12 protein-coding genes are annotated in these 12,367 nt (G+C 72.2%); 6 read left to right on the forward strand and 6 right to left on the reverse strand.

Annotated features, from left to right (window positions below; genetic code table 11):
- Positions 1 to 68: 68 nt before the first annotated feature.
- From AB0E77_RS25825 to AB0E77_RS25840, 4 genes are all read left to right on the forward strand, one after another.
- Entirely contained in the window at positions 69 to 710 is a 642-nt protein-coding gene (locus tag AB0E77_RS25825; protein ID WP_361574464.1) for a TetR/AcrR family transcriptional regulator, read from the forward strand.
- Positions 711 to 846: 136 nt separating this feature from the next.
- Positions 847 to 1,695 (forward strand): 3-hydroxyacyl-CoA dehydrogenase family protein, encoded by an 849-nt coding sequence (locus tag AB0E77_RS25830; RefSeq protein ID WP_361574467.1) that lies wholly within the window; start codon positions 847 to 849, stop codon positions 1,693 to 1,695.
- A 205-nt stretch (positions 1,696 to 1,900) separates the two neighbouring features.
- Positions 1,901 to 2,224: an STAS domain-containing protein gene (locus AB0E77_RS25835; protein ID WP_003973611.1), complete on the forward strand. Its 324-nt coding sequence runs from the start codon at positions 1,901 to 1,903 to the stop codon at positions 2,222 to 2,224.
- A gap of 264 nt (positions 2,225 to 2,488) precedes the next feature.
- Positions 2,489 to 5,155 carry an ATP-binding protein gene (locus AB0E77_RS25840; protein WP_361574470.1) on the forward strand — a complete coding sequence of 889 codons (2,667 nt, stop codon included), beginning with the start codon at positions 2,489 to 2,491 and terminating at the stop codon, positions 5,153 to 5,155.
- A 72-nt stretch (positions 5,156 to 5,227) separates the two neighbouring features.
- On the opposite strand, the gene nucS is transcribed toward AB0E77_RS25840, so the two are convergent.
- Positions 5,228 to 5,899 (reverse strand): endonuclease NucS, encoded by a 672-nt coding sequence (gene nucS, locus AB0E77_RS25845; protein WP_361574472.1) that lies wholly within the window; start codon positions 5,897 to 5,899, stop codon positions 5,228 to 5,230.
- Between the two features lie 280 nt (positions 5,900 to 6,179).
- Here nucS and AB0E77_RS25850 point away from each other — a divergent pair, with 280 nt between their 5' ends.
- The gene (locus tag AB0E77_RS25850) at positions 6,180 to 6,572 is read left to right on the forward strand and encodes an SCO5389 family protein (RefSeq protein WP_161165284.1); all 393 of its coding nucleotides are present in this window, start codon (positions 6,180 to 6,182) and stop codon (positions 6,570 to 6,572) included.
- Positions 6,573 to 6,683: 111 nt separating this feature from the next.
- On the opposite strand, the gene AB0E77_RS25855 is transcribed toward AB0E77_RS25850, so the two are convergent.
- Positions 6,684 to 7,712: an LLM class flavin-dependent oxidoreductase gene (locus tag AB0E77_RS25855; protein WP_361574475.1), complete on the reverse strand. Its 1,029-nt coding sequence runs from the start codon at positions 7,710 to 7,712 to the stop codon at positions 6,684 to 6,686.
- Positions 7,713 to 7,913: 201 nt separating this feature from the next.
- On the opposite strand from AB0E77_RS25855, the gene AB0E77_RS25860 reads away from it, so the two are divergent.
- A complete protein-coding gene (locus AB0E77_RS25860; RefSeq protein WP_361574478.1) occupies positions 7,914 to 8,246 on the forward strand; it encodes an ATP/GTP-binding protein in 333 nt (110 codons plus the stop codon).
- A gap of 7 nt (positions 8,247 to 8,253) precedes the next feature.
- Here AB0E77_RS25860 and AB0E77_RS25865 read toward each other — a convergent pair whose 3' ends face one another.
- From AB0E77_RS25865 to AB0E77_RS25880, 4 genes are all read right to left on the reverse strand, one after another.
- Positions 8,254 to 9,123 (reverse strand): ABC transporter permease subunit, encoded by an 870-nt coding sequence (locus AB0E77_RS25865; protein ID WP_361574481.1) that lies wholly within the window; start codon positions 9,121 to 9,123, stop codon positions 8,254 to 8,256.
- On the reverse strand, positions 9,120 to 10,397 hold the full coding sequence (locus AB0E77_RS25870) for an ABC transporter ATP-binding protein (protein ID WP_361574484.1): 1,278 nt from the start codon (positions 10,395 to 10,397) through the stop codon (positions 9,120 to 9,122). Before AB0E77_RS25870 ends, AB0E77_RS25865 begins: the two co-directional genes overlap by 4 nt.
- Before the next feature lie 158 nt (positions 10,398 to 10,555).
- Positions 10,556 to 11,332, reverse strand: a complete 777-nt coding sequence (locus AB0E77_RS25875) for an ABC transporter permease (RefSeq protein ID WP_361574487.1) — start codon at positions 11,330 to 11,332, stop codon at positions 10,556 to 10,558.
- Complete coding sequence (locus tag AB0E77_RS25880; protein WP_361574490.1) at positions 11,329 to 12,342, reverse strand: ABC transporter ATP-binding protein; 1,014 nt, start codon at positions 12,340 to 12,342, stop codon at positions 11,329 to 11,331. The genes AB0E77_RS25875 and AB0E77_RS25880 overlap by 4 nt, the downstream gene beginning before the upstream one ends.
- Positions 12,343 to 12,367: the final 25 nt, after the last annotated feature.

Consider the following 12,367-nt stretch of genomic DNA (forward strand, 5'->3'; position numbering starts at 1 on the left):
AACAGAGTCACTTAAATTTTGCAATGACACCAAGTTTTGAGCGGCCCCAGCGAAGCTAGGATGCGGACATGGCCGAGGGACTCAGGGAACGGAAGAAGCGGCAGACCCGGCAGTACATCTCGGATGTCGCCACGGGCCTGTTCCTGGAGCGCGGCTTCGAGGCCGTCACGGTGGCGGAGGTAGCGGACGCCGCGAACGTCTCCGTCAACACCGTCTACAACTACTTCCCGGCCAAGGAGCACCTCTTCCTCGACCGCTCCAAGGGCGTCGTCGACCGCCTCTCGCGCTGGGTGCGCGGCCGGCGGGAGGGGGAGTCGGCGGCCCGCGCCGTGCTGCGCGAACTGCGCGAGGAGGTCGAGACGGTCTCCCCCCGCGTCGGCCTCATGGAGGGATACGCGCGGTTCATGGGGGTCATCGAGGCCTCACCCGCGCTGCGCTCCCGGCTCTGGGCGATCGCCCAGGAGGTGCAGGACGACCTGGAGCGCACCCTGCGCGAGGTGACCGGCGCCCCGGACGGCGACCCGGTGCCCTCGCTGATGGCGGGTCAGATCAGCTGGCTGCACGGCACGGTGATGACGGCCATCGGCCGCCGCATGACGGCCGGCGGAAAGCCCGCCGAGGTCTCCCGCGACACCCTCGTACTGCTGGACGAGATGGAGGACCTGTTGAGCGACAGGGTGCTCAACTACGCCGTCCGGGGCGCGGACTGACACCCGAATGGCACCGCGCGGTGTGACGTCCGTCATTTGAGACGTGACGCGCGTTACTAACCGGTCACACAGCGGCTCACGCCCGCTAATCTCCGGCCGAGAGGACACACACGGCCTGTATCAGGGGAGTCGCACAGTGGCACGGAAGCTCGCCGTCATCGGAGCCGGACTCATGGGGTCCGGCATCGCCCAGGTCTCCGCGCAGGCGGGCTGGGACGTCGTCCTGCGCGATGTCACCGACGAGGCGCTCCGGCGGGGCACCGACGGCATCAAGGCCTCGTACGACAAGTTCGTCGCCAAGGGCAAGCTCGCCGCGGACGACGCCGAGGCCGCTCTCGCCCGCATCACCGCGACCACCGATCTGGACGCCGCCGCCGACGCGGACGTCGTCGTCGAGGCCGTCTTCGAGAAGCTCGAGGTCAAGCACGAGATCTTCCGCGCCCTCGACAAGCTGGTCAAGGACGAGGCGATCCTCGCGTCCAACACCTCCGCCATCCCGATCACCAAGATCGCGGCCGCGACCGAGCGCCCCGAGCGGGTCGTCGGCGTCCACTTCTTCTCGCCGGTCCCCATGATGCAGTTGTGCGAGCTGGTGCGCGGCTACAAGACCAGCGACGAAACGCTCGCCACCGCCCGGGAGTTCGCCGAGTCCACCGGCAAGACCTGCATCGTCGTCAACCGCGACGTCGCCGGGTTCGTCACGACCCGCCTCATCTCCGCCCTCGTCGTCGAGGCCGCGAAGCTGTACGAGTCGGGCGTCGCCACCGCCGAGGACATCGACCTCGCCTGCAAGCTGGGCTTCGGCCACGCCATGGGGCCGCTGGCCACCGCCGACCTGACGGGCGTGGACATCCTGCTGCACGCCACGAGCAACATCTACACCGAGTCCCAGGACGAGAAGTTCGCCCCGCCGGAGCTGATGCGCCGGATGGTGGACGCCGGTGACATCGGGCGCAAGAGCGGGCAGGGCTTCTACACGCACTGAGTCCGCACCGAGTCCCGCCCCGGCCCGGGCAACATCACACGCCGGGGTGAATTCGGTATCGGTTCGCTCACAGGCGGCAACCTCCGATCGTTTCGCTCAGTCAGAGGTTGCATGACCTGATATCGCCGAGAGACCACCTCTCGCGGGACGAGAGATCACCCCGTGGGACACATCGCCGAGACGAGACGCACTCCGGGGAGCGCATATGCACATCAGGGGCGACCACGTCGAGCTGGTCGTCGGGGGCCGCCTCGACGTCCGCAGCGCGGCGGACGCCCGTACGGTCCTGCACTCGGCCGTCGACGACGGAGTCGGCGACCTGGTCCTGGACCTGTCAGAGCTGGACTCCTGGGACGCCACCGGACTCGGGGTGATCATGGGGGCCCACCGGCGGGCCGGCCGCTGCGGCCGGCGCCTGGTGCTGCGCGGCGTACCGCCGCAGATGCAGCGCCTGCTGGTGGCGACCCGGCTGCACAGGATCCTGGCCATCGAGGGCGGCATCGGCGTGGAGACCCTGCCCAGGGTGTGACTCCCCGGTGGCGGCGCGGACCCGCGGGACACGGCCCGGCGAAACGCCCGACGCGCGCAATCCTCACGAGACTGTGACGTCTCGGACGGGTCGGCACCCCGGACTGTCGGAGATACTGAGCGAAGGTTTAGGGTCTGGCTGCCCGCCGCATCGCAACCCACTGGCGGGCCCGGACCAGAAGCGACAGCGCGGTGTGCGGCAAGGCCGGGAGGGGTGGTCCCGACCGGGGACCCGGCACACGACGCTTTTGGGGGGCTTGGACCTATGGACCCGAACAACCGGGGACCCGAGGAGCACGGCCACGACGGCAGCACGCCGCGCACGCGCCCGCCCAGGGACCCCCTCACATCCGACTTCGGCCAGCACACGCCCGCGCTCGCCCGCACCGTGCAGCTCGTCTCCGGCGACTTCCTGCTCACCGTCAACCCCGTCGACGGCAGCGAGATCGAGGTCTGCCCGCCTGGGGGCACCTCCCGCTCGAGCGAATTCGAGAGCGGGGGAGAGCGCCCCGCCCGGCCGGAGAAGCTCACCGCGGCCGAACGCGCCGAACTGGACCGCGCCGCACGGCCGCCCGTCCCGCCGGGACCGGTGCGGCCCGCGCTCGGCCTGCTGGCCCGCGACGACGAACGCGAGCGCCTGGCCCGGCTGCTCGCCCGCGGCCGCTCGGTGCGCCTGACCGGCCCCGCCGGCTCCGGCCGCACCAGCCTCCTCGACGTCGTCGCCGAGGACTGCGCCGACCTCGCGCCCGACGGCGTCATCCGCCTGAACGGCTTCCACCGCACGCCCGACGACCTGCTGTACGACCTCTTCCACGCCGTGTACCGCGCGCCCCTGCACCGGCCGGAGCGGGAGGAACTGCTCGGCCTCGTCCGCGAGGTCGGCGCCGTCGTCGTCCTGGACGACGCGGAGTTCGGCGGCACCGCCCTCGACGAGCTGCTGGACGCCACCCCCGAGTGCGCCTTCCTCATCGCCGCGACGCCGGACGTGCCCGCGCCCTCCGCCGCCTCGTCCGTCGAGGAGGTCTTCCTCACCGGCCTGGACCGCTCGGACGGCGTGGAGCTGCTGGAGCGCGCCGCCGGACGGCCCCTCACCGACGAGGAGGCCAACTGGGCCGGCGACCTGTGGTTCGAGTCCGAGGGCCTGCCGCTGCGCTTCGTGCAGGCCGGTGCGCTGCTGCGCCGGCGCGACCGGCTGCGGGCCGGTGCCGACGCCGTCGACGAGTTCGGCGTCTTCACCGACGCCCGCCCCGCCGAGGACACGCCCTACGACGGCGCCGAGACCGACGAGGTGCCCCTGCCGTCCGTCGGCGAGGCCGCCGCGCCCGCTCCGCTGCTCGCCTCCCGGCTGAGCGCCTCCGCCCGCACCGCCCTCGAACTCGCCGTCGCCCTCGGCGGCGAGGTGCCGCACCAGGCGCACCTGCCCGCGCTGGTCGGCGACACCCACGCGGACGCCGCCCTCGGCGAGCTGGCCGACTGCGGACTGGTCTCGCCCGTCGGCTCCCGCTACCGGCTCGCCGCCGGCGTGCTCGCCCAGCTGGAGAGCGCCGGATACGCCGACGGCATACGGGAGAAGGCGCCGGCCACCGCCCGGCACTACGCATGGTGGGCCGGACACCCCTCGGTCACCCCCGAGCGCGTCTGCGCCGAGGCCGACGCCGTACTGGCCGCCCTCGCCGTGCTGGTGCCGACGACGACCCCGGCAGCGGAGGACGAGGAGAGCCCCGCGGTCCGGCTGGCCCGCACCGCGGCCCCCGCCTTCGCCGCCGGGCTGCACTGGAGCGCCTGGGAACGGGCGCTGCGCTCCGGCGCGGAGGCCTCCCGGCTCGCCGGAGACGTCGCCGAACAGGCCTACTTCCACCACGAGCTCGGCGTCCTCGCGCTGTGCGAGGGGCAGCTGGACCGGGCCCGCGCCGAACTGGAGGCGTCCATCGGGCTGCGCGGAGCGCTCGCCGACAAGCGCGGCGCCGTCGCGGGACGGCGTGCCCTCGCCCTGGTCGCGGACCGCGCCGGGGACACCCCCGGCCCGGGCACCGGCACGCCCGGCGCCGCCTTCGGGGCCCTCGGCCCGGGCACCGGCGCGGCCTTCGGCCCGACCGCGGGCGAGGAGGTGCCCGACGCCCGGCACGAGGAGTCGGCGTCGCCGCCGGCCGGTGTGCCGGCGCCCTTCCCGCCGCTCCAGCCGTCCCCGCAGTCCCCGACGCTCATCGTGCGCCGGGACGAGTCCCCGGGGCCGTCCGGGAAGGCCGGGAGCGGCATCAAGGGCTTCGCGCGGCGCAATCTCGTGGCCGCCGGTGCGGGCGCGCTGCTCGTCGCCGTGCTCGGCACGGTGGTGACGCTGGGCGCCACCTCCGAGAACGACGCGGGCACGCCCTCCGACCAGGTCGGCGTCAACCCGTCGGCCAGTCAGGGCGTCGACGACGGCAGCCTGGGCGCCGACCGGCCGGCCGACGACGGCAACGGCTCCGCGGACACCGGCGAGGCTACCGACCGGCCGACCGACCCCGGCCCCGACGGCACGCTCGGCACCTCCGACGACCCGACGCCCAGCGAGACGGCCCGGCCCTCGGCCGGCTCCGGCGGCGGCGAGTCCGGGCGCCCGAGCGGCTCCGGCGGCCCGAGCAGCCCGTCCGGCACCGGCGGGCCGACGAAGACGCAGCCGCCGACGTCGTCGAAGCCGCCCACGCCCTCGAAGCCGCCGACGTCCGAGCCGCCCACCGGCACGCCGTCGCAGACGCCGACGTCCGAACCGCCCACGGAGTCGCCGACGTCCGAGCCGCCGCCGTCGACCCCGCAGACATCCGACAGCGCGACCGGCCCCGGCACCACCACGCCGACCACCGCGAGCGCTCCCGCCGGTTCCGCGAGCGCGACGCAGAGCGGCACGCCGACGGGCGGCGCGGGATCCGCGCCGGCGACCGGCGAGATCATCTGAGACGGCGGCACGAGAAGAGGGGCCGGGTCCGCACCACGGACCCGGCCCCACTTCTTCTCGCTCGCGCTCCGCTCAGAACAGCCGCAGCTTGTCGTCCTCGATGCCGCGCAGCGCGTCGTAGTCCAGCACCTGGCAGCCGATGCCGCGGTCGGTGGCCAGGACGCGGGCCTGCGGCTTGATCTCCTGGGCCGCGAAGACACCGCGCACCGGGGCGAGACGGGGATCGCGGTTCAGCAGCTCCAGATACCGCGTGAGCTGCTCCACGCCGTCGATCTCGCCGCGTCGCTTGATCTCGACGGCGACCGTCTTCCCCTCGGCGTCCCGGCACAGGATGTCGACGGGCCCGATGGCCGTCGGGTACTCGCGGCGGATCAGGGTGTAGCCCTCGCCGAGGGTCTCGATGCGGTCGGCGAGCAGCTCCTGGAGGTGCGCTTCCACGCCGTCCTTGATCAGGCCGGGGTCCACACCCAGTTCGTGCGAGGAGTCGTGGAGGATCTCCTCCATCGTGATGATGAGCTTCTCGCCCGCCTTGTTGACGACGGTCCAGACACCCGCCTCGTCACCGGCGCCCTCCTTGAGGGTGCAGGGCGGCGACATCCAGTTCAGGGGCTTGTAGGCCCGGTCGTCGGCATGGATCGAGACGCTGCCGTCCGCCTTGACCAGGATCAGCCGGGGGGCCGAGGGAAGGTGGGCGGTGAGCCGTCCGGCGTAGTCGACGGAGCAGCGGGCGATGACGAGACGCATGGTCGGCAACGCTACTCGACGCGCCCGCCCCGACGCGATTCGCCTCCGCCTCCGGCGCCCGGCGGAAAGCCCCACTTCTCCCATTGGACCCGTGTTGCGCACTGGCCGATTGTGTGCGTACCGGATGATGCCCATCTGGGCATTCTCCTGGTGCGGTCACGATCGGTTGCTTACGGTATTGAACGGGAGGTCGCGAGGTGTGTACTCAGCGTGTCCGACATCGCGCGCTCCCTTCACTGTCCGGCAACCCCTGCTGGTCGGGGGTGCGAGAGGAGTACCCATGTCGCTCGACGTCTCACCGGCCCTACTCGAAAAGGCCGAGCGAGGCGAGGTCGACGAAGCAGAATTCGTCGACTGCGTCCGGACCTCCCTGCCCTACGCATGGGAGATGGTCAGCTCCCTGGTGGCCCAGCTGAAGGTCGACGGCGGAGCGTTCGCCGACAACCAGACGCCTCCGCCGGACGAGCAGGCGCGCGGTCAGCTGCTGCGTGCGCTCGCGAGTGACGCCATACGCGGTGCGCTGCAGCGCCACTTCGGAGTGCGGCTGGCCTTCCAGAACTGCCACCGGGTGGCGGTGTTCCCGTTGGACTCCTCCGTCGACGAGACGCTGACCCGTTTCACCTCGGTGCGCAGCCAGATCCTGAATCAGTCGCCCGAGTTCCGCGACTGCTGAGGCGATGATCGTCCGCTTGCCGCTCCGTACGCGGGAGGTGCAGTTCGTACGGGAGCGGCAAGCCCGCCCGGCCCCTCGCGGTTCCCGGGTGCGAGTCCGTCACCGGCCCGCTCAGCGGAGCCGGGGGAGCACCTCGGTGCCGAGCCGCCGCACGTTGTCCTCGGTGGCCGCGAGGTCGCCGGAGCCCTCGACGAGCAGTGCGAAACGGGAGATGCCGGTCCGCTCACTGGTCGCCGCGAGCCGGTCCGCGCAGAGCCGGGGCGTGCCCACCGGGTGCAGCCCGCAGAGCAACTCCGTGTACGCCAGCGGGTCGCGCATCCGCCGGGCCCGGCCGTCCACCGTGACATGGGCGCCCAGCCCCTGCCGCAGCCAGCCCGGCATCATCTTGAGCAGCGTCTCGGCCGCGTCGGCGCGCCGGTCCGCGATCTGGCAGACGCCGGCCGAGACATGGGCGGCGTCGCGGATCTCCGGCTCCGGACGGCCGGCGGCGCGGGCGTGCCGCTGCCACAGGGCGACCATCTCGGCCTTCTCCTCGTCCCCGACGTGCATCCCGAGCAGCATCGGCAGCCCCCGCTCGGCGGCCGTGCGCACGCTCGCCGGGGAGGTGCAGGCCACCACGACCTCCGGCCCCGGTGCCTCGGACAGGGCCTGTGCGGGCCGCGGGACGACCGGCACCTCGCGGAACCGGAAGCGGTCCCCGTCGGCGCCGACGGCCGGTTCGCGCAGCCAGCGCACCAGCAGATCGAGCGACTCCGGGAAACCCGACTCGTACGCCTCCAGGCCCGAGCCGAAGACCTCCAGGTCGACCCACGGGCCGCCGCGGCCCACGCCGAGCGAGAACCGGCCGCCGCTCGTGACGTGCAGCAGCGCGGCCTGCTCGCCGAGCGCCACGGGATGGACGGTGGGCAGCACGCTGACCGCCGTGCCGACCCGGATGCGACGGGTGCGCCCCAGCAGCAGCGCGGCCAGCGTCACGGCCGACGGACAGGTGCCGTACGGCACGAAGTGGTGTTCGGCCAGCCAGACCGTGTCGAGTCCCGCCTCCTCGGCGACCTCGGCCGAGCGGACCGCGCGGTGCAGCGCTTCCCCCTGGCCCTGGCCCGGGAACTGGGCGCCCAACACGAAACTTCCAACGCGCATTGCTCTTCCTGCTTCCTCGGCTCCGACACGGAGCTCCCCCACAGGGCATAACCGCCCGACACGTGCCGAGGACACGGCCGGGCGAAGGAATATGCGGATTGTCTGCAGAATCGGCCGTCACGGGAGGTCCGTGGGCGTCGCGCCCGTGCCGCGTAGGCTGGACGCGGTCCGTACTTCCTGTATAGCTCCGTGAGGTGTCCCGTGTCCCCGCGTCGCAACCGACCCAAGGGAGCCGGTCCGTCCGGCCGGAGCGCCGAGGACGACGGCGCCGGCCGCTACGGCGGCTGGCAGTCGTCGGAGAGCTGGCAGGGCGAGGACTGGAGCGTACGGCATGTGGCGGGCGCGAGCGCGCAGGGCAAGTCCTACCGCTGCCCGGGCTGCGACCAGTTGATTCCGGACGGCGTCCCGCACGTGGTGGCCTGGCCGGCCCACGCCGGCGTCGACGACCGCAGGCACTGGCACAAGGCCTGCTGGAACGCGAAGGACCGCCGCACCACGCGGGTGCAGCGGTCCCGTAACGCGCCGAGGTTCTGAGTGCCGCTCAGACGTCCCGCTGCCGCAGCAGCGCGAAGGCCCCGGCGAACGCGGCGGCCGTCACGACGAGCATGATCCACAGCGGGTCCCAGCCGGACGGTCCGGACTCCGTGAGCGAGTTGGTGTAGAAGATGCTCATCTGGTTCGGGATCGAGTACTCGAACAGGGCGTCGCGCACGTCCTCCAGGGACTTCGAGAACATGAACAGCGCGATCACCAGCGGCGCCAGCACGGCCCCGATCATGATGGTGATGGCACCCGCCGAGTGCCGGATGACCGAGCCGACGGCGAGCGAGAGCAGCCCGAGCAGCGCGACGTAGAGCGAGACGCCCACGGTGCCCTTCAGCCACTCCTCGCCGGTGGGCGACGCCGCGCCGTGGTCCTCCAGCAGGGCCACGTGCATCAGGGCGACGAGCGTCGCCGACACCAGCGTCACGACGAAGGCGACCAGGAAGAAGACGATGCCCTTCGCGGCGAGCACCCGGCCGCGGCTGGGGCACGCGGTCATCGTCGTGCGGATCATGCCGGTGCCGTACTCCGATGCGGTGGTCAGCACGCCGAGCGTGATCAGGCACATGCTGCCGAGCAGCAGACCGAAGAAGCCGAGGCTGAGCGCGCTCTCGCCGGAGGCGTCCGTGGTGGAGTTGGCGACCACCACGCCGGTCAGCGTCCCGATGCCGAGGACCAGCAGGACGAAGACGCCGAGCGTCCACATCGTCGAGCGCACCGACCTGATCTTGGTCCACTCGGAGGCCAGCGCGTGCCCGAGATGGGTGCGCACCACCGGGATCGGCGAGGTGTAGGTGGGGTACGGCGCGGCGGCCGCCGCCTGCCACTCGGGCGCGGCCTGCGGCATCGGGGGCTGGGGCGTGCTCATCGGGCGTCCTCGGACTTGGTCGGGTCGGTGACGGGCGCGGGGGCGGTGGCGGGGGAAGCCGGGGCGGCCGGCGTGGGTGAGGCGGCGGCCGGGGGAGTGGCGGGAGCCGCCGGGGACGGCTGCGCGTAGGGGTTGCCCGACGGTGTGCCGCCCGCCGCGGGACCACCGGGGGCGGCCGGGGCGGCGCCGTACGGGCCCGCGGGGGTCTGGACCGGCGGGCCCTGCGGCACGGGCCCGGGCCGAGCGCCCGGCTGGGGCGGCGGCGGGGCGTACCAGTCGGGCTGGCCCTGTCCGGGCACCGGCATCTGGGGCTGGGCACCGGGCGGCAGCGGCTGCTGGAGCCCGGCCTTCTGGTCGATGGTCGACCGGTAGTCGACGGCGCCCTGCGTCATCCGCATGTACGCCTCCTCCAGCGAGGCCTGGTGCGGCGACAGCTCCCACAGCCGTACGTCCGTCTCGTGCGCGATGTCGCTGATCCGGGGCAGCGGCAGGCCCGTCACCCGCAGGGCGCCGTCCTGCTCGGGCAGCACGTGCCCGCCCGCCTCGGTCAGCGCGGACGTCAGCTTCTCGCGCAGCTGCGGCTCGGTGTCCGGCGTGCGCACCCGCGCGAAGTCGGCGGAGTTCGCCGAGATGAAGGCCGTCACGCTCATGTCGGCGAGCAGCTGGCCGCGCCCGATGACGATCAGGTGGTCGGCGGTCAGCGCCATCTCGCTCATCAGGTGCGAGGAGACGAAGACCGTACGGCCCTCCGCCGCGAGCGCCTTCATCAGGTTCCGCACCCAGAGGATGCCCTCGGGGTCCAGGCCGTTGACCGGCTCGTCGAAGAGCAGCACCTGGGGGTCGCCGAGCAGCGCGGCGGCGATGCCGAGCCGCTGGCCCATGCCCAGCGAGAAGCCCTTGGAGCGCCGCCTCGCGACGTCCTGGAGTCCGACCACGCCCAGCACCTCGTCCACGCGCCGGGCGGGGATGCCCGACAGCTGGGCCAGGCTCAGCAGATGGTTGCGGGCGGACCGGCCGCCGTGCACGGCCTTGGCGTCGAGCAGGGCGCCGACCTGGCGGGGCGCGTTGGGGAGCCTGCGGTACGGGTGGCCGCCGATCGTCACGTGTCCCGCGGTCGGATTGTCCAGGCCGAGGATCATGCGCATCGTCGTCGACTTGCCGGAGCCGTTGGGTCCGAGGAAGCCGGTGACGGCACCGGGCCGCACCTGGAAGGACAGGTTGTACACAGCGGTCTTGTCGCCGTAGCGCTTGGTCAGGCCGACTGCCTCGATCATGCTCCGCACCCATCGAAAGGTTCAGGACAGCGGGGCACACGCCCCCGTAAGGGTTAGGAGGATATCGAGGCGCTGACGGTTCCCTTCAAGTCCGGGTAAAAAAACCGGCCGCCCGGACCTCGTTCCCCCGCCTTCCTCCCAGCCGTCCCGCCGCCTTCCTAGGCGTCCCGCCGCTTCAGCACGAGATATCCGCCGACGAGCGCCGCCACCACCCAGAGCGCCATGATCCCGAGGCCGCCCCACGGGCCGTACGGTGTGTCGTCGTCGAGCGGGGTCACCACCTGCATGATCTTGCTGCCGGCCTGGTCGGGCAGGAACTGGCCGACCTTCTTGGTCACGTCGACGTTGCCGAGGATGTTGGAGATCAGGAAGAAGAACGGCATCAGGATGCCGAGCGACAGCATCGGCGAGCGCAGCATCGCGGCGACGCCCATCGAGAACATCGCGATGAGGGTCATGTAGAGGCCGCCGCCGATGACCGCCCGCAGCACCCCCGGGTCGCCGAGCGACGCCTTGAGGTCACCGAGCATGGCCTGCCCGAGGAAGAAGGTGACGAAGCTGGTGACCATGGCGACGACCAGGGCGAGACCCGTGGCCACGGCGACCTTGCTGAACAGGAAGGTGCCCCGCTGCGGCACGGCCGCCAGCGAGGTGCGGATCATGCCGGAGCTGTACTCGTTCGCCACCACCAGCACCCCGAAGACGATCATCGCCAGCTGACCGAGACTCATCCCGGCGAAGCTGATGAAGGTCGGGTCGAAGGAGAGCTGGTCCCGCCGGCTCATGTCGTCGAACTCGTTCTTCGACAGGGCCGAGATCAGCATGCCGAGGGCCACGGTGACGACCAGGGCGAGGGACAGCGTCCACACCGTGGACGCCACCGACCGGATCTTGGTCCACTCGGACCGGACGACCTGTGTCGCGGCCGTGCTCATCGCTGCCTCCAGTCGCTGCCCCACTGCCGTGCCTGCTGCTGCCCGCCCCACTGTGTGTCCCGCCGTCCGTCCTGCGGCGCCCCCGGCGCGGCCGCGGGAGGCTGCCCGCCGTGCGCGTGGTACTCCACCGACTCCGCGGTCAGCTGCATGAACGCCTCCTCCAGCGAGGCCCGCTGCGGGCTCAGTTCGTGCAGCACGATCTGGTTCCGCGCCGCCAGCTCGCCGATCGCCTCCGACTTGTCGCCCTCGACCTCCAGCACCTCGGCACCGCTGTCGGCGACCGTGATCCCGGCGCCGCTCAGCACGTCGAGCAGCCGCTCCCGCTGCGGGGAGCGGATGCGGACGTAGCTGCGGGAGTTCTCCGCGATGAACTCGGCCATCGAGGTGTCCGCCAGCAGCCTGCCCTGGCCGATGACGACCAGATGGTCGGCGGTCAGCGCCATCTCGCTCATCAGATGGGAGGAGACGAAGACCGTACGGCCCTGGGCGGCCAGCGTCTTCATCAGATTGCGGATCCAGTGGATGCCCTCGGGGTCCAGGCCGTTGACCGGCTCGTCGAACATCAGGATCCGCGGGTCGCCGAGCAGCGCGCCGGCGATGCCGAGCCGCTGGCCCATGCCGAGGGAGAAGCCCTTCGCCTTCTTCTTCGCGACCGCCGTCAGACCCACCGTGTCCAGCACCTCGTGCACCCGCCGGGACGGGATCCCGTTGGCCTGCGCCAGGCACAGCAGATGGTTGTAGGCGCTGCGTCCGCCGTGCACCGCCTTGGCGTCCAGCAGGGCGCCGATATAGGTGAGCGGGTCCTTCAGCTGGTCGTAGTGGCGGCCGTCGATGCGGACGTCCCCGGCGGTGGGCCGGTCCAGGCCCAGGACCATCCGCATGGTGGTCGACTTGCCCGCACCGTTCGGGCCGAGGAAGCCGGTGATGATGCCGGGTCTGACGGTGAACGTGAGGTTGTTGACCGCCACCTTCTCGCCGTACCGCTTCGTCAGCCCCTCGAGCTCGATCATGCGGCCCACGCTAGAACGGGACGAA

It is taken from the genome of Streptomyces sp. NPDC032940 (assembly GCF_040636935.1).
GTDB lineage: Bacteria > Actinomycetota > Actinomycetes > Streptomycetales > Streptomycetaceae > Streptomyces.

Coding starts and splice junctions, on each gene's coding strand:
- AB0E77_RS25825 (WP_361574464.1), top strand. CDS start 69: ATGGCCGAGGGACTCAGGGAACGGAAGAAGCGGCAGACCCGGCAGTAC.
- AB0E77_RS25835 (WP_003973611.1), top strand. CDS start 1,901: ATGCACATCAGGGGCGACCACGTCGAGCTGGTCGTCGGGGGCCGCCTC.
- AB0E77_RS25840 (WP_361574470.1), top strand. CDS start 2,489: ATGGACCCGAACAACCGGGGACCCGAGGAGCACGGCCACGACGGCAGC.
- nucS (WP_361574472.1), bottom strand. CDS start 5,899: ATGCGTCTCGTCATCGCCCGCTGCTCCGTCGACTACGCCGGACGGCTC.
- AB0E77_RS25850 (WP_161165284.1), top strand. CDS start 6,180: ATGTCGCTCGACGTCTCACCGGCCCTACTCGAAAAGGCCGAGCGAGGC.
- AB0E77_RS25855 (WP_361574475.1), bottom strand. CDS start 7,712: ATGCGCGTTGGAAGTTTCGTGTTGGGCGCCCAGTTCCCGGGCCAGGGC.
- AB0E77_RS25865 (WP_361574481.1), bottom strand. CDS start 9,123: ATGAGCACGCCCCAGCCCCCGATGCCGCAGGCCGCGCCCGAGTGGCAG.
- AB0E77_RS25870 (WP_361574484.1), bottom strand. CDS start 10,397: ATGATCGAGGCAGTCGGCCTGACCAAGCGCTACGGCGACAAGACCGCT.
- AB0E77_RS25875 (WP_361574487.1), bottom strand. CDS start 11,332: ATGAGCACGGCCGCGACACAGGTCGTCCGGTCCGAGTGGACCAAGATC.
- AB0E77_RS25880 (WP_361574490.1), bottom strand. CDS start 12,342: ATGATCGAGCTCGAGGGGCTGACGAAGCGGTACGGCGAGAAGGTGGCG.